The 24,415-nt window shown below is 66.0% G+C and carries 18 protein-coding genes; 9 read left to right on the top strand and 9 right to left on the bottom strand.

Features of this window, described 5'->3' with window-relative positions; translation table 11 throughout:
* Nucleotides 1–11: 11 nt before the first annotated feature.
* A complete protein-coding gene (locus ACR9ZH_RS01585) occupies nt 12–908 on the bottom strand; it encodes an SDR family oxidoreductase (protein ID WP_481289007.1) in 897 nt (298 codons plus the stop codon).
* Between the two features lie 91 nt (nt 909–999).
* Between ACR9ZH_RS01585 and ACR9ZH_RS01590 the strand changes: the two genes are divergently transcribed.
* A complete protein-coding gene (locus ACR9ZH_RS01590; protein WP_481289008.1) occupies nt 1,000–1,836 on the top strand; it encodes a helix-turn-helix transcriptional regulator in 837 nt (278 codons plus the stop codon).
* Nucleotides 1,837–1,838: 2 nt separating this feature from the next.
* On the opposite strand, the gene ACR9ZH_RS01595 is transcribed toward ACR9ZH_RS01590, so the two are convergent.
* Nucleotides 1,839–2,729: an NAD(P)-dependent oxidoreductase gene (locus tag ACR9ZH_RS01595; protein WP_481289009.1), complete on the bottom strand. Its 891-nt coding sequence runs from the start codon at nt 2,727–2,729 to the stop codon at nt 1,839–1,841.
* An 86-nt stretch (nt 2,730–2,815) separates the two neighbouring features.
* Complete coding sequence (locus tag ACR9ZH_RS01600) at nt 2,816–3,274, bottom strand: winged helix-turn-helix transcriptional regulator (RefSeq protein ID WP_481289010.1); 459 nt, start codon at nt 3,272–3,274, stop codon at nt 2,816–2,818.
* Nucleotides 3,275–3,359: 85 nt separating this feature from the next.
* On the opposite strand from ACR9ZH_RS01600, the gene ACR9ZH_RS01605 reads away from it, so the two are divergent.
* Complete coding sequence (locus ACR9ZH_RS01605; protein WP_481289011.1) at nt 3,360–4,511, top strand: alkene reductase; 1,152 nt, start codon at nt 3,360–3,362, stop codon at nt 4,509–4,511.
* A gap of 190 nt (nt 4,512–4,701) precedes the next feature.
* Nucleotides 4,702–5,859, top strand: coding sequence for a M23 family metallopeptidase (locus ACR9ZH_RS01610; RefSeq protein WP_481289012.1), 1,158 nt, complete (start codon nt 4,702–4,704; stop codon nt 5,857–5,859).
* Between the two features lie 34 nt (nt 5,860–5,893).
* Here ACR9ZH_RS01610 and ACR9ZH_RS01615 read toward each other — a convergent pair whose 3' ends face one another.
* Genes ACR9ZH_RS01615 through ACR9ZH_RS01630 form a run of 4 tightly spaced genes read right to left on the bottom strand, consistent with a single transcriptional unit; the run spans nt 5,894 to nt 7,752 of the window.
* Entirely contained in the window at nt 5,894–6,538 is a 645-nt protein-coding gene (locus tag ACR9ZH_RS01615; protein ID WP_481289013.1) for a glutathione S-transferase family protein, read from the bottom strand.
* Nucleotides 6,538–6,975 carry an SRPBCC family protein gene (locus tag ACR9ZH_RS01620; protein ID WP_481289014.1) on the bottom strand — a complete coding sequence of 146 codons (438 nt, stop codon included), beginning with the start codon at nt 6,973–6,975 and terminating at the stop codon, nt 6,538–6,540. The genes ACR9ZH_RS01615 and ACR9ZH_RS01620 overlap by 1 nt, the downstream gene beginning before the upstream one ends.
* Nucleotides 6,972–7,310, bottom strand: a complete 339-nt coding sequence (locus ACR9ZH_RS01625; RefSeq protein ID WP_481289015.1) for an ArsR/SmtB family transcription factor — start codon at nt 7,308–7,310, stop codon at nt 6,972–6,974. The genes ACR9ZH_RS01620 and ACR9ZH_RS01625 overlap by 4 nt, the downstream gene beginning before the upstream one ends.
* A 40-nt stretch (nt 7,311–7,350) precedes the next feature.
* Nucleotides 7,351–7,752 carry a DUF6157 family protein gene (locus tag ACR9ZH_RS01630; RefSeq protein ID WP_481289016.1) on the bottom strand — a complete coding sequence of 134 codons (402 nt, stop codon included), beginning with the start codon at nt 7,750–7,752 and terminating at the stop codon, nt 7,351–7,353.
* A 99-nt stretch (nt 7,753–7,851) separates the two neighbouring features.
* On the opposite strand from ACR9ZH_RS01630, the gene ACR9ZH_RS01635 reads away from it, so the two are divergent.
* Both ACR9ZH_RS01635 and ACR9ZH_RS01640 read left to right on the top strand, forming a co-directional pair.
* A complete protein-coding gene (locus ACR9ZH_RS01635; protein ID WP_481289017.1) occupies nt 7,852–8,235 on the top strand; it encodes a YciI family protein in 384 nt (127 codons plus the stop codon).
* Complete coding sequence (locus ACR9ZH_RS01640) at nt 8,232–8,873, top strand: glutathione S-transferase family protein (RefSeq protein WP_481289018.1); 642 nt, start codon at nt 8,232–8,234, stop codon at nt 8,871–8,873. Before ACR9ZH_RS01635 ends, ACR9ZH_RS01640 begins: the two co-directional genes overlap by 4 nt.
* Nucleotides 8,874–8,886: 13 nt before the next feature.
* Here the strand turns inward: ACR9ZH_RS01640 and ACR9ZH_RS01645 are convergent, their stop codons facing one another.
* Nucleotides 8,887–9,795 (bottom strand): LysR family transcriptional regulator, encoded by a 909-nt coding sequence (locus ACR9ZH_RS01645; protein ID WP_481289019.1) that lies wholly within the window; start codon nt 9,793–9,795, stop codon nt 8,887–8,889.
* A 107-nt stretch (nt 9,796–9,902) separates the two neighbouring features.
* Here ACR9ZH_RS01645 and ACR9ZH_RS01650 point away from each other — a divergent pair, with 107 nt between their 5' ends.
* Nucleotides 9,903–10,766, top strand: coding sequence for an NmrA family NAD(P)-binding protein (locus ACR9ZH_RS01650; RefSeq protein ID WP_481289020.1), 864 nt, complete (start codon nt 9,903–9,905; stop codon nt 10,764–10,766).
* Nucleotides 10,767–10,778: 12 nt separating this feature from the next.
* On the opposite strand, the gene ACR9ZH_RS01655 is transcribed toward ACR9ZH_RS01650, so the two are convergent.
* Nucleotides 10,779–11,702, bottom strand: coding sequence for a LysR substrate-binding domain-containing protein (locus ACR9ZH_RS01655; RefSeq protein WP_481289021.1), 924 nt, complete (start codon nt 11,700–11,702; stop codon nt 10,779–10,781).
* A 213-nt stretch (nt 11,703–11,915) separates the two neighbouring features.
* On the opposite strand from ACR9ZH_RS01655, the gene ACR9ZH_RS01660 reads away from it, so the two are divergent.
* The 3 genes from ACR9ZH_RS01660 to ACR9ZH_RS01670 all read left to right on the top strand — a co-directional run.
* On the top strand, nt 11,916–12,695 hold the full coding sequence (locus tag ACR9ZH_RS01660; protein WP_481289022.1) for a response regulator transcription factor: 780 nt from the start codon (nt 11,916–11,918) through the stop codon (nt 12,693–12,695).
* Between the two features lie 16 nt (nt 12,696–12,711).
* A complete protein-coding gene (locus ACR9ZH_RS01665) occupies nt 12,712–16,176 on the top strand; it encodes an ATP-binding protein (protein ID WP_481289023.1) in 3,465 nt (1,154 codons plus the stop codon).
* 372 nt (nt 16,177–16,548) lie between these two features.
* The coding region (locus ACR9ZH_RS01670) for a cadherin-like domain-containing protein (RefSeq protein WP_481289024.1) at nt 16,549–24,415 on the top strand (7,867 nt) is incomplete at its 3' end.

Consider the following 24,415-nt stretch of genomic DNA (forward strand, 5'->3'; position numbering starts at 1 on the left):
GCGATCCAGGTTCAGTGACTCGAGAACTCGAGCCGTTCGAGATCGGCGATGAGGCCGGGGCCGGTCGGCTTCCAGCCGAGCCTCTCCTGCGTCAGCGCGCTGGAGGCTGGCATGTCATATCCGGCGAACCTGGCGAGCCACCCGAAAAAGCCCTGGGTCTCCTCCGGTGCGATCGACTTGACCGGCAGGTTCAGGCGTCGGCCGATGGCTTCGACGATGTCGTGCATCGCAATACCCTGTTCCGCCACGGCGTGATATTTCGCATCTGGCTGGGCCTTCTCGAACGCCAGCCTGTAGAGACGAGCGACGTCGAGAACATGCGCCGCCGGCCACCGGTTGAGACCGTCGCCGACATAGGCGCATACGCCTTTTTCCCGGAACATCGCGATCATTGGCGTGATCAGGCCCTGGGTGAGTGGGTCGTGGACCTGCGGTAGCCGCACCACCGAGACATTAAGGCCATTGGCGGAGAGTGCGGCGGCGGCCTCTTCCGACGCCGCGCGGGGATGCACATCGGATCCGACAACAGAATTGTCCTCCTTCGCCGGCTCGCCGGGCACGGTGTTGGCGATGGGCGTCCCGGAGGTGATGACAAGCGGGCGGTCAGTGCCGGCGAGAGCCGAGCCCAGCGCTTCGATGACACGACGATCGTCCGCGCAGTTTTGAGCAAAACGCGAGAAGTCGTGGTTGAACGCGAGGTGGATGACGCCATCCGAACGAAGTGCGCCTTCCTTGAGGCTGTCAGGCTCGGCGATCGATCCGCGATAGGGCTCGGCGCCCGCAGCGGCAAGCGCCGCGGCTTTCTCTTCGGAGCGATAAAGGCCGATCACCTGGTGGCCCGCGGCGATCAGTTCCTTCACGGTCCGCGAGCCGATGTTGCCGGTGGCGCCAGTCACAAACACACGCATTGGGAGCTCTCCAGGGTTCGTTGGAGATAACCTCCGTCATTCGTTTATGCTGGTAAAGTAGTGACGTTATTCTAGTAATGCGACTAACAGGATGAGCGTATTGCCCGCAACAGACAACCCGCTCGGCGCGTATCTGCGGGATCGCCGGATGAAGCTCGATCCAACGGCGTTCGGCCTACCCCTGGAGCGCCGTCGCACCCAGGGTCTGCGCCGCGAGGAAGTGGCGCAGCGCGCCAACATCAGCCCGACCTGGTACACATGGCTCGAACAGGGGCGAGGGGGAGCGCCCTCGGTCGATGTCCTCGACCGCATCGCCCATGCCCTGATGCTCACGGACGTCGAACGCGAGCACCTGTTCCTGCTTGGCCTCGGGCGACCCCCTGAAGCGCGCTACCGGAAGAATGAAGGCGTCACTCCGCGGCTCCAGCGGGTGCTGGATGTGTTGAACCCGACCCCCGCCCTGATCCGCACCGCGACCTGGGACGTCCTGGCCTGGAACAAGGCGGCGACGGTCATGTTGATGGATTATGGATCGCAGCCGCCCGATCAGCGGAACATCCTGCGCTTCATCTTTCTCGATCCGCGGGCGCGGGCGGCGCAATACGACTGGGAGAGCGTGGCGCGGTTCGCACTGGGTTCCTTCCGGGTGGATGCGGCGCGTGCGGGCGCCGCGGCCGACGTGAAGTCCCTTGTCGAGGAGCTGTGCCGGCTCAGTCCGGAGTTCAAGGCGATGTGGGGGGAAAACGGTCTTCACGGCGGCAGGCACGAGGCCATCAAGCACATACGTCATCCGGCGCTCGGCCCACTTGCCTTCGAGTACTCGGTGTTCGCCGTCGACGGCAGGACCGATCTCGCGATGGTCATCTACAACCCGGCGACTCCCGCGGATGCGCAGAAGATCCGTTCGCTGATCGATACGACCTCATGAGGTCATGCATGCCTGGCCGTCCGCTCCTCGATCGCCCGGATGACGGCCACCATGTCCTCGCCAGCCAGGCCAAGGGCTTCGGTTTCGCGGAAGAGCGCAAGGCATGAATCCATCTGGGGCGAGGCGATGCCGGCCTCGCGCGCAGCGTCCACGATCAGGCGGCTGTTCTTCAGGACGTCTGCGATCCCGGCTTGCCGGGCGAAGTCGCGATGCACGAGTTTCGAAGCCTTCATCCGGGAGACGCTGCTTGCCATCGGTCCGGCATCGAGGACGGCGGCGAGGCGTTCGACGTCAAGGCCGAGGCGCTCTGCGAAATGCGCCGCTTCGGCGAGACCGGTCACCATCGTGATCAGGAAGGTGTTGACCGCGAGCTTCATGCGCAACGCCCCTGGCACGGCACCGCACTCGAAAAACTCCTTGCAGACCGGTGCCAGGAGTGTCCGCACGCTGGCGAGGTCCTCCGGCGCTCCTGCCAGCATGCCGATGAGGTCGCCCGTCTCCGCGGGTTTACGCGAGCCGGAGACCGGTGCTTCCACATATCGCCCACCAGCCGCCGCAATGTCGGCGGCCAGGCCTTCCGAATAACTCGGGGCGACCGTGCTCATCGCGACGATCCGGCGCCCGCCGACGCGACTGGCAAACGCCGCTGTGCCACGTCCGAGCACCTCGTCGGTGGCGGCCTCGTCCGCGAGCATGAGGAAGGTGGTGTCGCATGGCGCGAGCACGTCGGCGGGGAAGGAGGCTACCGTCGCGCCGGCAGCTGCCAAGGGCTTAGAACGTTCCGCAGAACGGTTCCATACGATAAGCCGTGTTCCGGCTCTGACTAGGTTGAGGGCCATCGGCGAGCCCATCGTTCCCAACCCGATGAAGCCGATCGGCTTCGACGCGTTCATCGAGGTTTCCTCACGTGTTGCGGGCGCAAGCTTGGCATGCCCGGGCGTTTGCAGCGGGTATCGCTATAGTGCGAGTCAGGCATCGATCAGCGTGGTCGGGGCGCGCCGGGAGTGAGACGCTGGGCTCCCGCCTTCGCAGGAGCGACGGTCTGGTTCGTCTTGGTCGGCCGCTTAGTGCGTTCCCGGACGACGGCGTCGCAGGGCAGGAGCCTGCTGGTTTCGCCGAGATCCTCCGCATGGTGGGTGCCCCATTCGCTCAGCGCCTGTACCACCGGGCGCAGGCTCTCGCCCAGCGGCGTGAGTTCGTACTCAATGCCTTGTCTGTCGTCTTCGCTGTTGTGGCGGGCAACAAGCCCGTGTTCTTCGAGCGCCCGTAGCTGCTCGATCAACACCTTCTGCGAAATGCCGATGATGCGCTTTTCCAGTTCGCGGGTGCGCTGCGGTCCATCGAGAAGCGCATGAACGATGTTGACCTTCCAGCGCCCCGAAAGCACGGCCAGAGCGCGCTCGACAGCCAGGCCAGGCAACCGCTTGGTGATCTTCATGTGCCGGTACCGCTGACCAAAAAGTGTGTGGAACCCAGGACTACCCAAACCTATCTTTCGATCATTCCTGATCGGAGATAGGCATATGGTAAACCTGTTTGATCCTCACGTTCTCAGCGGCACGGTTTTGCTAAAAAATCGTGTAGTCATGCCCCCGATGACGCGTACGCGTACGGACCCCGGCGATATCCCGAATGCGCTGATGGCCAAGTATTATGGACAGCGGGCTGGCGCCGGCCTGATCATCACCGAGGCGGCCGACGTGCACCCCTCCAGCAATGGCTATGCCATGACTCCCGGCATCTACAACGAGGCCCAGAAGAACGGTTGGCGCCTGGTGACCGACGAAGTCCATCGCAAGGGTGGCACGATCTTCGTGCAGATCTGGCATGTCGGCCGCATGGCCCATCCCTCGCTCATGCCTAACGGCGAGGCCCCTTGGGGCGTTACCGAGCAGCCGGCCGAAAACTCGGACGTGTTCGCGCACGACGAGCATGGCGTGCTGGGGTATATGCGCGCGGGCAAGCCCAGGCGGCTCGCCACCGAGGAAGTGTCCGCCCTGGTAGACAGCTTTGCGCAGGCCTTCGCCAATGCGAGGGAAGTGGGCTTCGACGGTGTCGAGATCCACGCCGCGAACGGCTACTTCTTCGAGCAGTTCATGAATCCAGTGCTCAATACGCGTAGCGACCGCTACGGCGGCGGCAGCCTGGAAGACCGCACGCGTTTCCTGATGGAAGTGGTCGACGCGGCGGTGCGTGAATTGGGCCCGGGCCGCGTGGGCGTTCGCCTGTCGCCCTTTGGCGTCTACAACTCCATGCCGGCGGACCCGGATGCGGAAGGCACGTTGCTGTACCTCGCCCGGGAGCTCGGTCGCCGTGGCGTCGCTTACCTGCACCTGCTTTACGAGCTGATGCCCACCGGAAACATGGAGAGCGCAGAGTTCAAGAAACACCACGTGGACCATGCGGTGCTTGCCAAGGCGCGCGAGGCGTTTCCCGGGACCATCATCTGGTGTGGCGGCTTCGACAGCCGCGAGGCCGCTCAGGAAGCGCTCGACACCGGACTGGTCGACATGATCGCGATCGGCAGGCCCTTCATCGGGAATCCCGACCTCGTCGAGCGCCTCCGGCACGACTGGCCGTTGATCGTCGCGGATCGCTCCACCTATTACACCCGGCGTGGCGCGGTGGGGTTCACGGATTTTCCCGACTACTCGCCCGAGACCTCCCTGGCGTAGGTTGAAAGTCCTCAGTCAGGTTTAAAGTCGCCACGGCCCTGGAGCCGCACATGACCTTGTGTTACGACGCACGGCAGGGTACGTGGCGACTGACCGGCCGACGCGATGTTTCCGGGCGGGCATGGAACGTGAGGCGCCGCGCGCATCGCAACCGCAGTAGGATAGGAGACATACTTCAGGGGAATGACGAATGATTCGCAGCGCCGCGGTTACATTCCTGGTTGCCCTGTCTTGCACTGTTTCAAGCATATACGCGAAGGATGCCCTTGCGCCCGTGGAAGCACGGGTACCGTTTCCACCCGATGCGTTCACCGGCACGGACGGCAAGGTTCATCTGGCCTATGAACTTCACGTCACTAATTTCTATGGCGACTCAGGCGCGCTGAAACCGAAGGGCTTGGAGGTTTTCGCCGACGATTGGGCATCGCCGGTGCTGACTCTCGATCAGGAAGCGCTGTCCAGACTGGTCCGGCCAACACCTGTCGAGAATGCGCCCGTTGCGATCTTGCCCGGAAAGCGGACGGTGATTTTTGTCTGGATCACGTTGCCTGCCGGCGCGCCCTTGCCGCACAAGCTGCGCCACCACGTGGACTTTGAAACCGACAAACACAGCCACGTAGCACTCGATGGAGCGGTCGTAAACGTGATCGACCGGAAGCCCATGGTCCTGGGACCGCCGCTGCGTGGCGGACGCTGGCTGGCTCATGAAGGACCCGGGGCGGCGCAGTCGCATCATTGGGGAAGCCTGGTTGCCGTGAATGGCGATCTCACGATCCCCCAGCGCTATGCCCTCGACATGGTAGGTGTCGACGGGGCGGGGCATGCGATGCGGTCGGGTGTGAAGGACATGCAGAAGACCACGTATGCAGACTGGGTCGGTTATGGCGCGGAGGTGATTGCTGTCGCCGATGGCGTCGTGCGTGATGCGCGGGACGGCGAGCAGGAGCATCGACCTCTTACTCCACAGCCGGAGCCAACGTCCTTGACCGCCGATGGCTTATTCGGCAACTACATCGTGCTGGAAATCGCGCCAGGAACTTTCGCCAGTTATGCGCATTTGAAGAAGGGCAGCGTCAAGGTCAAGCCCGGCGAGCACGTGCACCGCGGCCAGCTGCTGGCGCAGCTGGGTCAGTCCGGCAATTCGGCTGCGCCGCATTTGCACTTCCAGCTGTCCAGCGCGGTAACATTCGAAGGATCGGAGGGACTGCCGTACGTGTTCGACAGCTTTGAATACCTGGGAGCCGAATCGGAGGCACAGCTGTTCGGACAGGGCGAGGCGTGGAAAGCGCCAACGGGAGAGCGCAGGCGAGCGGAGTTGCCGCTGAACGATGTGGTGGTTCATTTCTGATTCGTAGGAAAGGGAAGGTGCTGCCTGGCCGCTGTCAGGGCCGGTCCGCCTTGGCGAAGTGCGCCATCTGATCCGCGTGGGCCTTCTTGAAGGACGCGCGATCGGTGGCGCGCATCATGTAGCCGCGGCAGGCGGGATAATCGGCCAGTCCGTCGAAACGTTCGATGAGGCGGAACACGTCGGCCATGAGAATGTCGGCGACGGAGAACGTGCCGGCCAACCACGTACGGTCGGCCAGCACCTTCTCCATGCGATCCAGCCGGAGCTTCACGAACGAATCGAGTTGTTTTCCGCCGGGTGATTCGAATGAATCGCCCCAGAAATGGAACAGGCCCCAGGGCAGGCTGGCCATTTCGACGGAGTTGAGCGCGGCGAGTGTCCACTCGCGGACCTCGCTGCGGCCACGCGCGTCCGCCGGCATGAGCTTCTCACTCAGTTCCGCGAGGTGCAGCAGGATGGCGCCGCTTTCGAAAATCGAGATGTCGCCATCGGTCAGCCACGGAATCTGCCCGAAAGGCTGGCGCGACAGGTGCTCGGGGCCTCGCTTGTCGAAGGGCACGCTTTCGACGCGGTAGGGCAGGCCGGCTTCTTCCAGCGCCCAGCGCACGCGCAGGTCGCGCACGTAGCCACGCGGCATTTCGGGCACCCAGTCGAAGGTGGTGAGGGTAAGCTCGGCCATCAGCGATCTCCCATGAAATACGATAGCTTGTCGAGGAAGCCCTTCCAGCCGGCTTCGTGGCTGTCGCGCGCGGCTTCGTCGGGGAGCTGCTCGTGGATCAGCGTCACTTCGGTGCCGCCGTCGACTGGCCTGAGCAGGAAGGTCACCAGCGATTCGCGCTCCGGGCTGCCCGCCCATTCCCAGGTGAAGACGAGCTTCTCGTCGGGAACGATTTCGCGGTACACCCCAGTGGGGTTGTGCTCGCTGCCGTCGAGCAGCCGGAACACGATGTCGAAGCGTCCACCCGGACGCAGGTCCGCTTCGGCGCGAAGGGTCGGGCCCGCATCGGGACTCCACCATTGGATCATGAGTTCGGGCTTCGTCAGTGCCGCATAGATCCTGGCGGGCGACGCCTTGATCAGGCGTACGAGGGTCAGGCTTGGTAGCGTCTTGTTCAAGGCAGTTCGTCCTTTTCCACGAAGGCGGCGAGTCGATCGAGGCTGGCGCTCCAGAAGCGTTCGTAACGCTTGAGCCAGTCCATGGCCTCACGCATCGTTTCCACAGATAGGTGGACGGACACGGTCCGGCCCGCCTTGGTGCGCGTGATCAACCCGGCATCCGCCAGTACGTCGAGGTGTTTCATCATCCCGGGGAGCTTCAGCGACAGCGGGCGGGCGAGTTCACTCACCGACAGGCCGGGCTCCGACTCAAGCCGAAGCAGGATGGCCCGCCGGGTCGGATCGGCGAGGGCGGCGAACGTGCGGTCCAGGGCGGCGGATTGATACTTCACCATGTGGCGAAGTATTCCGCTCATTCGAAGCCCAAGTCAAGCGCTACCTGCTTCGCGCGCTGCGCATGCCGGCGACTATCTTCATCCCCGCGCGCACGCTCATTTCGCGATACCCGGCCGTCTCGACGCCGTATGCCGCTACCCGCGACTTCTCGTCGTGATGCAGCCCCCAACCGAACTGCTTCACCAGCGGTGAGCATCGCAGGCATGCCTGCGAGCGCGAGAAGAATTCGGCCCGCGCCTGCGGCCGGTCCTTCCTGGCGATGCCGTTGCGGATCGCGTGCACTTCGAAGAGCAGGTCGTCGCTCGTGTAGTGATAGGGTTTCGCGGCGAGCAGGCTGTACTGGATCTGGGCGATCGTCCCGGTGCGCGCGGGTTCCGTCCCCTCGACGGCCCTGCTGTCGGCGGACACGGTGATGAAGGTGTTCACGTAGTTCGTCGTCATGCGGCCACCAAAAAGTTTTCCGGGGGATGTCGATCTTCGAGGGGGTCGTTCGTCGTATGAGTAACAGGCCCGAGAGGCCGGATCAACAGGAGAGGGGCCATGCGTGTGTTGGTGATCGTCAAGGCGACCGAAGAGAGCGAGAAGGGCTTCGACCCGACGCCGGAGGCCAGGCAGATGTTGGAGGACATGGGAAGATTCAACGACGAACTCGAGAAGGCGGGCGTCCTGCTATATGCCGAGGGCCTCAGGCCCTCGTCGGCAGGCAAGCGTGTCGCCTTCAACGGTAACAGGCGGACGGTGATGGATGGTCCCTTTGCCGAGGCGCGCGAACTCGTCGCCGGCTTCTGGCTCTGGCAAGTCAAGGACATGGACGAGGCCGTTGCCTGGGTGAAGCGTTGCCCGAACCCGCACATGAGCCCGAGCGTCATCGAGATCCGGCCGGTGTACGAGATGGAAGACCTGATGGAGGACATCAAGCCATGAGCATCACGATCACCGCTTTCGACCGTTCGCCGGATGGCGGCATGGGCCTTGCGCGCGACACGCGCGTTCGCTGGGCGCTCGAGGAAGTGGGCCAGCCTTACGACGTGCGCCTGGTGACGTTCCAGGCCATGAAGGAACCGGCACATCTGCAAAGACATCCGTTCGGCCAGATTCCGACGCTCGAGGAAGACGGACTGTGCCTGTTCGAGACGGGAGCGATCGTCTTCCACCTCGCCCAGCGCTATCCGGGCCTGCTGCCGCCGGAGCCGAACGCGCGTGCGCGGGCGATCTCCTGGATGTTCGCCGCACTCAACACGGTGGAACCACCGATCCTCGACCTGACGACGGTGAAGATCCACGAAGGCGACAAGCCATGGAGCAACGAGCGCTGGCCACTGGTCACGGATCGCGTGCGCCAGCGGTTCCAGATGCTCTCCGCTCACCTGGGCGATGCCGAATGGCTGGATGGCGAGTTCAGCGCCGGCGACCTCATCATGGTGTCGGTGCTGCTGCGGTCGAGGATGTCGGGTGTCCTCGGTGAATTTCAGAATCTTGCCGACTACGTGGCTCGCGGGGAGGCGCGTCCCGCTTATCGGCGGGCATTCGACGCGCAGCTGGCAGTAAATACCAGGCTCTGACGCTTCTTGCTTGCTACGACGTCAATGCGACGACGAAGTCCAGGAACGCCCTGGACTTCGCCGGCACATGGTGGCGGGAGGGCAGGTACGCATAAAGGGGGAAGCGCTCGTCCATCCAGTCCGGAAAAAGATTGACCAGGCGGCCTTCGCGGATCAGGGGTTCGGCTGCCAGCAACAGCATCTGCGCAACGCCGACGCCGGATACGCAGGCATGCACCAGCGCGCCGGGGTCGTTCACCGTGATCTTGCCGTGGGTCTCGACGGTCAGCTTCCGGCGCTTGCGATGGAATTCCCAGTCGAACGGCCTGCCTGTTTCCGGATCGCGGAATTCAAGGCATGCGTGCTTTCCATTGCCCAGATCCTGCGGCTGGGCGGGCTGCCCGTGGCGGGCAAGGTAGGCGGGAGCGGCAACCGTGACCACGGCGGTTTCCAGCAGTTTCCGGGCCACGAGGCTGGACGATCGCGGTTCACCGAAGCGCAGGGCCATGTCGAAGCCTTCCGTCACCAGGTCGCCGAGATGATCGCGGGCGAGGAACTCGAGCGACAGCTCGGGATAATTCTGCATGAAGCGGCTAAGCGGGGCGCCGAGCAGGAAGCCTGAAGCGACCGGGTCGAGGTTGATCCGCAACCTGCCGCGCACCGCCGCCGCGCCACCCGCCGCCATGGCCGCGGCTTCCTCCATGCCCAGCACGTGCGGCATCACCTGCTCGTAGAACCGTCGGCCCTCTTCGGTCAATGAGACGGAGCGCGTGGTCCGGTTGAACAGTCTGATCTTCAGGCGCCGTTCCAGCCGCGCGATGGCCCGGCTGACGCCCGGGGGCGACATGCCGACCAGATCCGCGGCAGCAGTGAAGCTGCCCGCGTCGACGATGGCGGCAAAGACGCTGATACCGCTGGAAAGGTTCTCGCCGGTGGAACGCATTGGATTAATGACGTCAGGTCAGGGAAGTAATGACACTCATATCATTTAGTTTTTTATCGCTCACGTCCAGCATGCCCTTCTCGTCCACTTACGAAGGAGCAAAAGGCATGTTTGCGCTCACCGGCATCACGGGAAAGGTTGGAGGCGCCATGGCGCGCAGCTTGTTGGCAGGAGGCTCGAAGGTACGCGCCGTGGCACGGGACCCGGGGCGGGCCCGCGAATGGGCGGAGCGCGGTTGTGAAGTCGCTGTGGCCGACATGGGCCATGCCGCCGCGCTCGCGGAAGCCTTCGCAGGAGCGGAAGGCGTCTTCATCCTGCTGCCGCCCACGTTCGATCCCACGCCGGGATTCCCTGAATCCTCAGCCATCGTCAGCGCCGTGCGCACGGCACTCCTGGCGGCGCGTCCCGGCAAGGTCGTCTGCCTCTCGACCATCGGCGCCCAGGCCACGCAGGAGAACCTGCTGACCCAGCTCACGCAGATGGAACACGCACTGAGCGACCTTCCCATGCCGGTGACCTTCCTTCGTCCCGGCTGGTTCATGGAGAACGCCAGTTGGGACGTAGCCCAAGCGCGCGAAACGGGCGTTATAGCGAGCTTCCTGCAACCGCTCGATCGCGCCGTGCCCATGGTCGCCACGGCGGACGTGGGCCGTGTTGCCGCCGATTTGCTCAAGCAAGACTGGAACGGCATGCGCGTGGTGGAACTGGAAGGGCCGGTACGCGTCGCACCGAACGACATCGCCGCCACCTTTTCGCGCTTGCTGGCTCGTTCCGTGCGGGCAGAAGCCGTCCCGCGCGACACCTGGGAAACACTCTTCCGCTCGCAAGGCATGCGCCATCCGCAGCCGCGCATGCGCATGCTCGACGGGTTCAACGAAGGATGGATCGACTTCGAGCAGGACCGCGCGAACATCGTCCGGGGCGTGGTGACCCTGGAGACGGTGCTGCGGGAGTTGGTCCGGTCTCCGTAATGTCCGGGCGCTTCAGAGCGGAGCTGGGACGAGTTGCTCCCAGCGTTCGCTCATCGCCGCCACGCTCTTCTGCACGAAGCGCACGAAGTTCAGCGTCACGTCGCTCACGACACGGCCGGACATAGTGAGCGCGTGCAAGGGCAGCGGTGTGGGCTCGAATGGCTCGAGGATCGCGCGAAGGCGGCCGTTTCCGAGGTCGTCGGCGACCATGTAGAGCGGGAACTGTCCGAAGCCTACGCCCGCGCGAACGGCGGACAGCAGGGCGCCGAGGTCGGCAGAAGCCATGCGGCCGTTGCGCCGTCGCGGCGCCAGCCCGCGGAACATCCAGTAACCGGAGGTTTCGCTGGCATAACTGACGCAATGTGCCTCGTCCAACTGTGCCGGGTGTTCCGGCGAGCCCAGGCGGCGCACGAGGTCGGGGCTGCCGACGGTGACGAAGCGCACGCTGCCCAGCGAGCGGGCGACGATGTCCCCGCTGTCGGGAAGCGTTTCGCGCAGGCTGAAGATCACGTCGGCCTGCTGGCGAAGCAGCGACTCGATGTCATTGGCGCCGGTGCTGACGGCCAGCCGGACCTTGGGATGGATGGCCGCGAAGCCCGGGAGGACTTCCGCCACCAGCGGCGACAGCAGGCCCTGCGCCTCGATCCGCACCAGGCTGCTGGGCGCGCCCGGCGTCGCGGCCGCCTGTTCGGCAGCGCTCGCGGCTTCGCACATCGCAGCGGCATGCCGATAGACCCGCTCGCCGGTGGCGGTGACGGCGAACTGTCGTGCCGTGCGATGCAGGAGGCGTGCACCAAGGCGTTCTTCGAGCGCGATGATGCGCCGGCTCAACAGCGAGCGTGTCGTGCCCAGCCTCAGTGCGGCTGCGGAGAAGCCGCCGGCTTCGATCACCTGCACCAGCAGGAACAGGTCGTCGAGATTATTGATTCGTTCCATACACTGCACGCCGGGCAAGCGCCGCGACGTTTCAACCTCATTCTGCGATGGCACCCCTACGTGCCAGCGTCAGTCTAGGCAAATGTTACAGGCGCAATCTTTGGGCGCGCGTGAAATTCCTTTGCCGGAGGGGAAATTTGTCGTACTAACGCCGTATACTGAGCCCAAAACGTACCGGCCAACGGTACGGGCAGTCCGTAGGGGGACCTCCACATGTCCATTCAGGATTCGCACATCCTGGTCATCGACGATGCGCCGGAGAACATCCGTGAGTTGTTGCAGGCCCTGCGGACGCAGCCCTGGCGTATGACCCTCGCCACCACCGCCGAGCAGGGCTATCGCAGGGCACAGGCGCTGGTGCCGGACCTCATCCTGCTTGACGTGCGCATGCCGGGCATGGACGGATTCGCCCTGTGCCGGCTCCTCCAGGAATTGCCGCGTGCCCGATCCACGCCCATCCTCTTCCTCACTTCCGCGGCCAGTGCCGAGGAGCGGCTGGAAGGGCTCAACCATGGCGCCGTCGATTACATCCTGAAATCCTGCGACCCGGCGGAGGTGATCGCGAGGGTGCAGATCCACCTCCGGCTCGCGCGGCGCGCGGAGGTTCCGGAAGTCGCCACCGAAGCGGCGACCACGCGGGACGAGGCGACGCTGCGCGCTGCCATCCGCCTGATCAGCCGCCGCCTGTCCAGCCAATTCACGCTCGAGGAGATCGCCGCGGGTGTCGGCACCTACGACAAGCGCCTGTCTTCGATCTTCCGCCAGCAGCTGGGCATGACGGTGTTCGCGTGGATTCGCGAGGAGCGGCTGCGCAAGAGCCGCGAACTGCTGGCCGACACGGCGCTCGGGATGCAGGAGATCGCCGAGAACATCGGCTTCCGCAGCGCGTGTAATTTCACCACTGCGTTTCGCGAGCGCCTGGGCGTGACACCCAGCGAGTACCGCAAGGCGGCGCGGCAAGGCGCGGTCGACATGGTCGCCCGTGCCCGCTAGGCCCTTCTTCACGGTCATGGCTTCCCGTTGGCGCGGTTTGCTGGCCGCACTGCTGCTGGCGAGCGTGGGCGGATGGCCGTGGTTGGCGGATGCGTCGGCTGTCCAGTTACCGCTTACGGTTTATGCGCAGGACAGTGGCCTCACCAGCCTGTCGGTGGTGCGCCTGTTCGCCGATCACGACGGTTTCATTTGGGTCGGTACCGAAAAGGGGCTGTACCGGTTCGATGGCCTCGGCTTCAACGCGATAGGCAAGGACCGCGGATTCCAGACGTCCGAAGTGATCGCGCTCGCCGAGGATGCGGAAGGCCATCTGTGGGTAGCCTCGCGCGCAGGCCTGCAGCGGCGTGGCGAGGACGGCAACTTCGTCTGGGTAAATCCCGGCGGGAAGCCGATGTTCGCCGACCGCGGGCAGACCGTGGCCGGCGACGAGGGCGGCAGCATGCTGATCGTGAGCGGCCATCGTTTGCTGCGTCTCAGCCGTGACGTCTCCGGGGGATGGAGCTCTACGCCCCTGCTTGCCGGCGCGCCGGGTCAGGCCGACGTGAGCGCCGTGCTCCACCGCAGCGGCACTACCTGGTTCGGCTGCGGCAGCGAACTGTGCCGCATGCGCAACGGCGTCTTCACCCGTTATGGTGCCGATCGCGGCGTCCCCGCGGACAAATGGCTAGGCATCCTCGCCTCGCGCGACGGTAGCCTCTGGGTACGCGGCATCCGGCATGTCATTCGCCTGCCCGCGGGCGCGGCCAGGTTCGAGGAGCACGGTATTCCCGACGGCCACACCGAGGTGGCCGCGTCCAGCATCGACATCGTGGAAGATCGGGCAGGACGCATCCTCACGCGCACCGACGTGGGCGTCGCACGCTGGGATGGCGCCCACTGGGACCTGTTCGACACAGGTAACGGCGTGCCCGACGTAGGCATCTCGTCGATGGCGGCCGACCGGGACGGCATGATCTGGATGGGCACCTACGGCCGCGGCGTCTTCTACTGGAGCAATGCCGACGCGGTAGAGAACTGGACCGCTGCGCAGGGCCTGAGCGGAAGCCTGGTCTGGTCGATCGCCCGCGGCGATGCGCGTTCCATCTGGCTTGCCGGGGAGGCCGGCGGCGAGGTGATCGTGCCAGGCGAGGGCAGGGCGCATCGCTGGCCGCTGACCGTGCCACCGCCGAACCAGGCGCATGCCGTGATCGCGGATGCGAGCGGGGCCATCTGGTATTTCCTCTTTGACGGGCGCGTACTGCGCTACGACCCGGCGACGGGGCGCAGCACCGACATCGCGACGCTTCCCTACCTGGTGCGCGGCGCGTACCTGGACCGTGCGGGGCACTACTGGGCGTATACGCTCGGCGGGCTCTACGAGGTGGACCCGGTCGCGCGCAAGGCGACGCCCGCAGCGCCCGGACTCATTCCGCCCACCATGTGCTCGGATGTGGCCGAGGACGTGGAAGGGCGTCTCTGGGTCGCGTGCAGTTCCGGTCTCTACCGGCACAACGCAAGCGGCTGGGCGCGCGTACGCGTCCTGCCGGAAGAAGCGTCCGGCGGCTACGAAAACGTGGCGGTCACGCCTGACGGCCGCTTGTGGCTGAGTTCTCTGCAACCAGGCCTGCTGGTGGGGCACGTGGGCGATGAGGCGGAACTGAAGGTGGCGCCGGTCGCCGATCCGCTGCTCGCCGACACCCGCTTCTATTTCCTGAGGCCCGACCGGAGCGGCCGTCTGTGGGCCGGCGGCGGCAACGGCGTCGACGTGCTGGACGGCAGCGGCTGGGTCCGGCTGTCGATGCGCGACGGCTTACTGTGGGACGAAACCAATCACGGCGCGTTCTTCGCGGACAGCGACGGCACGGTGTGGATCGGTGCGCCAATCGGGCTCACCCATGTGCTCGATCCCGGCCAGCTGCTCGCCGCGCGCCAGATCCGTCCGCTGCTGCTCGCCGCGGCCTATGGCAAACGAGATGTGGCGCCGGACGCGGCCCTGCCGTTCCGGGATGCCGCTGCGCTTGTCCTGCGCTTCGGCGTGTCCGGCAACAGCGCCGGGCATCCCGTGCGGTTCCGCTACCGGCTGTCCGGTGTGGACGACGGCTGGGTGGAGACGCCCCAGCGGGAAGTCCGCTACGCGTCACTGCCGCCGGGACACTACCGCTTTGAACTCAAGGCGGTAGACGTGAACCGGCGCAGCGAATCGGAGCCCGTGGCCCTCGAGCTCACGGTGTCGCCGCCCTGGTGGCTCACACCCTGGGCCTATCTCGGCGCCGCCGTCCTGGCCGTCATCGTCGTCGCGCTCGCCTGGCGCTGGCGCACGCGACTGCTCATCGCCCACGCGCAGCGCCTCGAGGGCCTCGTGCAGGAGCGCACGGCGGAATTGCGCCAGTCGCTGCAGGCCCGGCGCATCCTGCTGGCCCATGTTGGGCACGATCTGCGGGCCCCGCTGGGAGCGATCATGGGCGCGGTCCGGCAGTGGCGCGTTGGCAGCACCTTGCGCGACTACCCGCTGATCATCGAACGCCACGTACGCCAGCAGATGGAGCTGATCGACGACCTGCTGGAGTTCTCGCGCGGGGAGCTGACCGAGCTGGAGCTCGAACCCCTGCCGGGCTACCTGCATGGCTTCCTGCACGACGTGGCGGAACAGGCCGTGCTGCTGGTGGAACGCCACGGCAACCGCTTCGAATGCCGCTTCGACGACAGGCTGCCCGCCGTCGTGGTCGCCGACTTCCGCCGCCTTCGCCAGGTGCTGCTCAACCTGCTCGGCAACGCGGCCAAGTTCACCCACGACGGCCTGGTGGTGTTCCGTGTCGATGCGGTGCCCGACCAGGCGGGGCGCGCCAGGCTGGTTTTCTCGGTCGAAGACACCGGCATCGGCATCGACGCCGAGGCACTCGAGTCGTTGCAGCAGCCATTCATGCGCGGGAGCAACGCCACCCAGCACGAAGGCAATGGCCTTGGTCTCTCCATCGTCGTGCAGCTGCTCCAGCACATGAATGCGCGCCTGGACGTGGAGTCGGAGCCCTCGAGCGGCAGCCGCTTCACGTTCGGCCTGGACGTGGAAGTGGCGGACGAGGACTCGCTCGAGCCCGAGCTGGAGGCGGGTGGCGATATCGGTGAGGTGGACGGCGAGGGGAGGGTGATCCTGGTCGTCGAAGCGCATGCGGCGAGACGCGCGGTGCTGTGCGACCTGCTCGACGGCTACGGTTTCCAGAGCGTTGCCGTGGCCGACGCGCCTTCGGCGCTGGAAGTCGTGCGCCGCGAAGCGCCGGCCCTGGTGATCACGGAACAGCGCCTCCCCGGTGCGGACGGCTGGCGACTGCTGCAGGCGATCCGGCTGATCGATCCGGCGTTGCCGGTGCTGCTCTACGCGGCGAGGTCGCCTCGCCGGCCTCCCGAGGACACGCTTCGCTTCGACGGCGTGCTGCTCAAGCCGGCGACGGCGGCGGAATTGATGGCGAACGTGACGCGCCTGATGGCGGTCGCCGTTGACCCGTGACGCGGGTGATAAGAGGCCCCGCGGGGACGCCGAGTGCTGGCTTCACATTTACGTCGGTAATCCGACTTCCCCTCTGGCAAAAGTCGACGTGCCGTCGAACCGGTACGCAATGCTCGCAAACGCGGTCATTGCCGCGTCAGTTTTTTGACTCGCGCCAGAAGACTTTTGCGCAAGGGGACGACCGTCACGCCGCGCATGACGCAAGGTCCCAATGAAATGACTTTCCCGTTTCATCGCTGACACATAGCATCGCTCCTGCCGCTGTGACCTGTTTCACAGCTTGAACGCCGACACCTGTACCCGAGAGCTTCGCGGCACTCGGGATAGAGGCTGTTGGCCCGAAACAAGCCCGTCAACTCTGCAAGGCGACCCATGTCAGGGACCAAGTCATCGAACCCCTTCCGTCCTCGTGCCCACCGCTACGCGCTGGAGCCCCGGCAGATGTACGACGGTGCGGCACTTGTCGAGGCAGCCCATCATGTCGATCCCGCGCATGCGGCGCATGACGCGGGCAAGTTCCAGAGCCCTGCGACCGAGCAGCCCGGACATCGCGAAGCGGCAACGTCGCCGCCTGCGCCCGCGGCCAGCGCGCCGGCACCCGCCCAGGTGTACGTGGTGGACCAGAGCGTGGCCAACTGGCAGTCGCTGGTGTCCCAGCTTCCGCAAGGCAGCCAGGTGGTGGTGCTGGACGGCAAGTCGTCCGGTCTGTCACAGATCGCGGACGCGCTGCGCGACGAGCACGACATCGGCGCCATCCACATCATCAGCCACGGTACCAGCGATTCGATTTCGCTCGGCAGCGACACCGTCACGGCGGCGAACGTCGCCGCGTTCAAGACCCAGCTCGGCGAGATCGGCGCTTCCCTGTCCACCGATGGCGACATCCTTCTTTACGGTTGCGACGTGTCCAGCCACGACACGGCGCTGGTCACCCAGCTGGGCCGGCTGACCCAGGCCGACATCGCCTCGTCCACCGATGCCACGGGCGCCGCCGCGCTCGGCGGCGACTGGACGCTGGAAAGCTCGGTCGGGCACATCGAGGCACGCTCGCTCTCGTTCGACTATGACGGTCTTCTCGTCGCCCCCACGCTTGCCACGAGCAGCAAGGGCATCACGGTATCCGAGCCCAGCTCGCTGAACGCGACGGGGGCGGATCGCAGCACGCTCACCGGCTGGACCATCGTCGATGACGGCGTGGGCGGCAACAACGTGACTGTCACGGCGGTCGTCGCGGACCCCAGCAAGGGGCATATCGAATCGGGCACAGGCGGCACCGTGGTCGCCGGTGGCTTCAGCTTCACCGGCACCGCGTCCGCCGCACAGGCGTGGCTCAACCAGCTGAGTTTCGTGGCGGCCGACGTGGAGCTCGGCAACACGGCGGCGAAGACCACGATCGAAGTCACCGTCAAGGACGCGCAGAACCTGTCCGCCACGCAATCGCTCGACGTGACCATCACGCCATCGAACGATCCGGTCTCCGTGGCCGATGCCACGAAGAACGTGCAGGAAGTGGACAGCTCGGGCAACCAGAGCGTCACGGTCATCGGCACCGACACCCTGCATGCCATCGACAGCGAAGTCGACCTGTCGCACACGCAGACGCCGGCGCAGATCGTCTACAGCGTGACCGGCCTGCCGCAGTACGGGTATCTGACCCTCGGCGGCGTTCGCCTCGGCGCGGGCTCCGTGTTCACCCAGCAAGACGTGATCGACGGCAAGCTGGCCTATGTGCATACCGCCACGGGTGCGCAGCAGGACCTGGCCGACGGCTTCACGGCGCGCGTGAACGATGGCGCGACGCCGCTCGGCCAGTCGGATACCGTCCACATCACGCTCAACGTCGTGCCGGTGAACCAGGCCCCGACCATCGACGGGAAGGGCATGGTGTACGAGGGCCAGCCGCGGAATGCGGTGGATACCGGCAACGTCGGCCAGTACATCGTCGCCGGCAGCGGCGACGATCCGCAGGATACGTCGCTGCAGATCACCATTACCTCGCTGCCGACACACGGCACGCTGTACTTCAACGGCGTGGCGGTCACCCTCGGCCAGACCTTCGATTACGCCCAGCGCAACCTGCTCACCTACAGCAACGACGGCGTCGATGGGGTCGCCCAGGATACCTTCGGCGTGCGCGTGACCGACCTTGGCGGCGGCACCGGCACGCCCGCTTCGACAGACGGCACCATCACGCTCGACATCCACGCGGTGGACGACGACCCGGCCCTGGATCCGGCCAGCACGCGCGACGCGACGGTGACCGCGACCGGAAACGGTACGGCGGGGCCGTACTCGGTGGTCCTGACGGCGGCCATGATCGGTGCGACCGACGTCGATTCGCCTGAGCAGAACATCACGTTCATCACCAGCCAGGCAGGTCTCACCCACGGCTACCTGCTGCTCAACGGTGCGGAACTGGGCGACGGCGCTACCTTCACCATGGCGGACATCCGCGCCGGGCGCGTGCAGTACGTGCAGAAGACAGGCGCTGTTGCCGGCGACCAGGACACCTTCAATTTCCAGATCGTGGACAACACCGAGGCCCTGCGCTGGAAGGCTGACGGATCCACCTTCACGCGCATCGGCGGCGACTACACCGGCGGCACGCCCACGGACACGCTGCACAACTACAACTTCACGATCCATCTCGCGCCGACGCCGGCCGGCAATGGCGGCACGTTCCCCATACACGATGCCACCACCGCCCACCAGGACTCCACCTACGCCGGCGTCGATCCGAGCGGCAATGCCATTGGTACCGTGGACGAGGGCGGCAGCATCGTCCTGCACGGCACGACCACGAACGGAAACCCGACCGATTTCGCACATGTGCCGGCGCTGAGCTATACGGCGCAGGGCGTCGATCCTTCGCAGGTGGTCTATACCTTCCTGGGCTTCACCAACGATGCCGGCATCACGACCGAGGCGGGCAAGCTGCAGAAGTTCGTCGGCGGCACCTGGGTGGACGTCTCCGCATATGGCAGTTTCACGCAGGCCGACCTCAATGCGGGGAACGTCCGCTTCCAGCACGATGGCGACAGCGAAAACTTCCACGTCAAGGCCAATTTCTCCGTCACCGCCGGCATCGTCACGATCCAGAACGGGCAGCCGACAGTCGACAACTGGTCGCCTTCGTTCGACATCTACATCAACCCGACCAACGACCTGCCGACCGTCGTCGGCTCGTCGAACACGGTGATCAACGAAGGCCAGACCGCGTACATCACCAAGGGCCAGCTCGGACTCGCGGACCCCGACGATGCGGCAAGCCAGGGTTACCTGGAGAACTCGGCCACGTTGCCGGGCGGCGGTACGAACTACGCGTACAACAACGACGTCACCGGCGCCAACGCGCTCAAGTTCATCGTCACGTCGCTGCCCCAGGGCGGCACGCTGGAGTATTTCAACGGCACCAACTGGCAGGCCGTGACGGCAGGCATGCTGCTGGACGCCTCGCTCATCACCGACGACGCGAGCACCACCGGCCTGCGCTTCGTCAGCAATGGTTCCGAAGTGCGCAGCGCCACCTTCACGGTGGAGGCGCAGGATCGCTGGGGCGCGCGTTCGGCCACCGATGCCGATGTCACCATCCAGATCACCAACGTCAACGACGCCCCGCAGATCGCGAAGGATCCGACCCAGGCCGATCCGGCGGTGCCCAGCGATTCGCCGAACAACATCGGCGGCACGCCGGCCAACAATCCGCTCACCGTGGCGGAGGGCGGCTATGGGCAGATCACCTCGGCCATGCTGCAGGCGTACGATCCCGACAGCAGCGACCAGCAGGTCCAGTACACCATCACGAGCGGGCCCGCGCACGGGCACATCGCCATTTCGACCGACGGTGGCGTGACCTTCCACTTCCTCGGTACCGGCTCATCCTTCACCCAGGCTGACGTGACCGCGGGCCGCATCTATTACATCAACGACGGCACGGAAGCGACCGGCGTCGCGTATCCCGGCACGCCGGACGACAAGTTCGGCTTTACCGTATCCGATGGCGACAAGGAGCAGGCCGGCAACGAGTTCTGGGTGTACACGAGCCCGACGAACGACGCGCCGAAGGTCACGGCTCCCACGGGTCCGATCGATCTGGACAGCGCCAATCCGCAGCACAATGAGGTCCCGGGCTTCAGCGTCTCCGATCCCGATCTCACGACCGTGGGCGGCGGTGAAACCGACTATATGCAGGTCACGATCCGCCTGCTGAATGCCGACGGCAGTGCGTTCCACGCCGGCGACTACACGGGCGATGGCGTTTCCATCGGCAGCGGCGCCGGCAGCGGCGTGCTCGTGGATGCGGACAAGAACGGCGTGAACGACTATCTCGTTCTCACCGGGACGCGCGCGCAGATCAATGCCGCGCTCGCCGGCCTCACGGTGACCTTCGCAGGAGACCAGGACGCGAAGTACCAGGTGCAGGTGATCGCGGACGATCGCCTGCGTGACGGCAGCGGCAACCTCGCCGGCGGCGCCAACGGCGGCGCGGTCAACCAGTCGCCGACCGCCGGCACCGGCAGCGGCACGGCCACGAGCCCGGTCGATGCCACGAACTACGACTGGTACAACGACGCCGTGCCGGCGAACAGCGGCAACATCTCGGCGGCCGCCGTGGACGTACGCGCCTCCAGCGTGAACGAACCGGCGGTCATCGGCGGTTCGGCGACGCCGGTGCCGGTGTACGAAGACCAGCCGACCTTCATCGGCGGCAGCTTCGTCGTGAGCGATCCGGAATCCGCCGCGTTCGATACGCCGGTGACGGTGACCCTGGACGTTGGCAGCGGCGTGCTCGGCATCGGCGGGGCGGGCGGGCAGACCAGCGCCACGGCGAGCGCCGCAGGCAGCCGCGCGGTGACGATCACCGGTGACAATACGGGCCATCTGGTCCTCACCGGCCGGGCCAGCGACATCCAGGCGCTGCTCAACGACGCGACCAAGGGCCTCACCTACCAGAGCGCCGCGAACGTCAACCACGACCTCAACGGTGCCACCGCGGGTGACGTGTCGCTCACCATGCACTTCGACGACGGCGGTTCGCGGATCGGCGGCGACACCGGCAGCGGCAGCGTTGCCAACAATCCGGCCGATGTCGTGATCGCGCTCGACATTATCGCGGTCAACGACGCCCCCACGGTCTCGGCCGGCAGCGGCATCGTCTATCTCAACGGCAGCACCCCGTTGCCCGGGTTCAGCGTCGGCGACGTCGACTATACCGACGGCGGCGGTATCACCGCCGGCGAGCAGGATTTCGTCCAGGTCACCGTGCGCATCACCGATGCGGCCGGCAATCCGCTGGCCCAGTCGGCTTATGCGAACATCGTGCTGGGCTCCAGCACGAGCGGCAGTGCGGGCGCGACCATCGACGGGACCTTCGACGGCACCGACGCCGCGCTGGTCATCCGTGGCACGCGCGACCAGGTGAACGCCTACCTGGCCGGTCTCACCGTGTCGATCGGCGGCAGCCTCGGCAATGCCGACCAGTCCTATCGCGTGGAAGTCATCGCAGACGATCGCCTGCGCAACGTAGCGACGGGGGCGCTGGACGGATCGAACGCCGCCAACGGCGGACAGAACGCCGCTCCCAGCGGAACCCAGCCGGTCCCGACGACGGCCGTGGATCCCTATGGCGCCATCCAGGGCGGTCTCACCCAGAACGTCGCGTCGGCATCGCGCGAGGTGTTCCCCTCGGCGGTGAACAATCCGACGGCCATCGGCGTTACCGCGCCGAACACCACCGCCGAAAGCGCCGGCGGCCATTACACGCTGAGCCATATCACCCTCGCGGATCCCGATGCGGGCACGGACAGCGTCACCGCGACGGTCACCCTGCCGGCAGGCTTCTCGGTGAACGACGTGAACGGCGTGACCGCACTCACGGGCAGCTTCGGTGGCGCGAACTACACCATCGCCGGCGACCACCGTTCCATCGTCATCACCGGTTCGATCGACCAGGTGGAAACCGCCATCAATGCCGTTGGCGTGAAGTTTCCGCCCGCGGCGAGCGGCGACAACAATGGCTCCTGGAACGGTACCTTCCAGGTGCAGGTGTCGGTCAACGACAACGGCAACCACGGCAGCCGCCCGGACCAGGGCACGCTCGACGGCGACGCCGCGGACAATGCCAGCAACGACCCCAGCACCGCCGGCGACCAGTACGGCTACCAGGACGGTGCGTCCAGCGCGCTGGTCACCACGCGCGTCTTCAACGTCACCGTCACCAGCAGCAACGCGGTCAACGAAGCCGGGCTCGCCGACGGTAGCGGCAGCCAGGGTGTGAATGGCACCCAGAGCTTCGACCTGGTAAACGACCTCGCCAGCGTGACGGTCGGCAACCCGGCCGACGGCGCCGGACACTTCGTGACGCTCACGCTCGCCCAGTTGCAGGCGCTGGCGGCGGACCCGTCCAGCGTTCCCGAATCCGCGCGGACGATCCAGACGGCCAACGGCACACTCGTGATCACGGGCTACGTGCCTGGAACGGACGATGCGCACGGCAAGCTCGTCTACCACTACGAACTCACCGGCCCGGTCAGCCAGCCTGGCGCGACCGGCAGCAGCGAGATCATCGCGATCTCCACGCGCGACGAAGCCGGTTTCACCGACAGCGGCAGCATCACCGTCAACATCGCCGACGACGTGCCCAACGCCGTCGCCGATACGGGCAGCGTGAACGAGGATGGCGCAGCCCTCAACGGCAACGTCGTCACCGGCAACGGTGGCGTGGGCACCGATCATGTCGGCGCCGACGCGACGCCCACGCCGGTGACCGGCGTCGTGGCGGGAAGCACCGGCGGACCGGTCAGCGGTCACGTCGGCAGCGACGTCACCGGCCAGTACGGCACGCTCAGGCTCAACGCCGACGGCAGCTATACCTACGTCGTCGACAACGCCAATCCCACGGTGAACGCGCTGCGCGACGGCCAGACGCTGACCGATACCTATACCTACACCATCACCGACGCCGATGGCGACGTGAGCAGCACGACGCTGACCATCACCATCAACGGCCATTCCGACGGGGGCCCGACGGTAGCGCCGGTAGACGGGAACGGTAGCGCGGACGGTCAGGTCACGGTGCACGAGGCGGGCCTGGTGGATGCGGCCGACACTTCCGAAACGGCCGGCGGCACGGTCGACATCGCCGCTGGCAATGGCCTGTCCAGCATCAAGGTGGGCGACCAGACGTTTACCCTGAGCGAACTCCGCAACCTGGGCACGACACCGAAGACGGTCACGCTGCCGGACGGCAGCACCATCGTGCTCACGGGCTTCAACGAAACCGCCCAGGTGGGCGGCGTGACGACGGCGGGCACGCTCAGCTACGTGTACACGCTGGGCCATGCCTCGGCCCAGCCGGGCACGGCGGACGGCTCCGCGAGCGTCGACCTGCTGGTGACGGATGCCGGCGGCGGCACGGTGACCGGCGCCATCGCGGTGAACATCGTCGACGACGTGCCGACGGCCCATGCCGATACCGCCGACGTCAACGAGGATGGTACGGCCGTCACCGGCAACGTCGTTGGCGGCGGCAGTGCGGGCCCCGGCGACGTGGGCGACCGCATCGGTGCGGACGTCACGGCCACGCCGGTCACCGGCGTGGCCGCGGGCACGCCCGGCGGCACGGTCAGCGGGCAGGTGGGCACGGGCGTCACCGGCCAGTACGGCACGCTCACGCTCAACGCCGACGGCAGCTACAGCTATGCGGTCGACAACAACAATGCGACGGTGAACGCGCTGAAGGACGGTGGCACGCTCACCGATACCTACACCTATACGATCACCGATGCCGACGGCGATACCAGCACGACCACGCTGACCATCACCATCCATGGCCATTCCGACGGCGCGCCGACCATCGTGCCGAACGACGGCAACGGTACGGCCGCCGGTCACGAGACCGTGCACGAGTCGGGACTTGCCGATAACGACGGCACGCAGACCGTCAGCGGCACCGTGACCATCTCCGCCGACGACGGGCTGGACAGCATCACCGTCCATGGCACCACGCTCACCGCGGCGCAGCTGGCCGCGCTCTCCAGTGGCTCGCCGCAGGTCATCACGACGGCGGACGGCACGCTCACGCTCACCGGCTATGTCTCCAGCGGTTCGATCGGTGGCGTGACGACGGGCGGGACGCTTTCGTACACCTACACGCTCGACCGCACCCTGACCCAGTCCGGCGACGGTACCGATACCTTCGCACTGACCATCAAGGACCGGAGCGGCACGGTCGTCACGG

Source organism: Luteibacter sp. SVR4-7G (assembly GCF_056755555.1).

What these genes read in the sequence shown, in the direction of transcription:
- ACR9ZH_RS01645 (WP_481289019.1), bottom strand. Translation starts at nt 9,795, where the DNA reads ATGCGTTCCACCGGCGAGAACCTTTCCAGCGGTATCAGCGTCTTTGCC.
- ACR9ZH_RS01625 (WP_481289015.1), bottom strand. Translation starts at nt 7,310, where the DNA reads ATGGTGAAGTATCAATCCGCCGCCCTGGACCGCACGTTCGCCGCCCTC.
- ACR9ZH_RS01615 (WP_481289013.1), bottom strand. Translation starts at nt 6,538, where the DNA reads ATGGCCGAGCTTACCCTCACCACCTTCGACTGGGTGCCCGAAATGCCG.
- ACR9ZH_RS01610 (WP_481289012.1), top strand. Translation starts at nt 4,702, where the DNA reads ATGATTCGCAGCGCCGCGGTTACATTCCTGGTTGCCCTGTCTTGCACT.
- ACR9ZH_RS01640 (WP_481289018.1), top strand. Translation starts at nt 8,232, where the DNA reads ATGAGCATCACGATCACCGCTTTCGACCGTTCGCCGGATGGCGGCATG.
- ACR9ZH_RS01630 (WP_481289016.1), bottom strand. Translation starts at nt 7,752, where the DNA reads ATGACGACGAACTACGTGAACACCTTCATCACCGTGTCCGCCGACAGC.
- ACR9ZH_RS01600 (WP_481289010.1), bottom strand. Translation starts at nt 3,274, where the DNA reads ATGAAGATCACCAAGCGGTTGCCTGGCCTGGCTGTCGAGCGCGCTCTG.
- ACR9ZH_RS01595 (WP_481289009.1), bottom strand. Translation starts at nt 2,729, where the DNA reads ATGAACGCGTCGAAGCCGATCGGCTTCATCGGGTTGGGAACGATGGGC.
- ACR9ZH_RS01590 (WP_481289008.1), top strand. Translation starts at nt 1,000, where the DNA reads ATGAGCGTATTGCCCGCAACAGACAACCCGCTCGGCGCGTATCTGCGG.
- ACR9ZH_RS01605 (WP_481289011.1), top strand. Translation starts at nt 3,360, where the DNA reads ATGGTAAACCTGTTTGATCCTCACGTTCTCAGCGGCACGGTTTTGCTA.
- ACR9ZH_RS01665 (WP_481289023.1), top strand. Translation starts at nt 12,712, where the DNA reads ATGGCTTCCCGTTGGCGCGGTTTGCTGGCCGCACTGCTGCTGGCGAGC.
- ACR9ZH_RS01650 (WP_481289020.1), top strand. Translation starts at nt 9,903, where the DNA reads ATGTTTGCGCTCACCGGCATCACGGGAAAGGTTGGAGGCGCCATGGCG.
- ACR9ZH_RS01660 (WP_481289022.1), top strand. Translation starts at nt 11,916, where the DNA reads ATGTCCATTCAGGATTCGCACATCCTGGTCATCGACGATGCGCCGGAG.
- ACR9ZH_RS01585 (WP_481289007.1), bottom strand. Translation starts at nt 908, where the DNA reads ATGCGTGTGTTTGTGACTGGCGCCACCGGCAACATCGGCTCGCGGACC.
- ACR9ZH_RS01655 (WP_481289021.1), bottom strand. Translation starts at nt 11,702, where the DNA reads ATGGAACGAATCAATAATCTCGACGACCTGTTCCTGCTGGTGCAGGTG.
- ACR9ZH_RS01635 (WP_481289017.1), top strand. Translation starts at nt 7,852, where the DNA reads ATGCGTGTGTTGGTGATCGTCAAGGCGACCGAAGAGAGCGAGAAGGGC.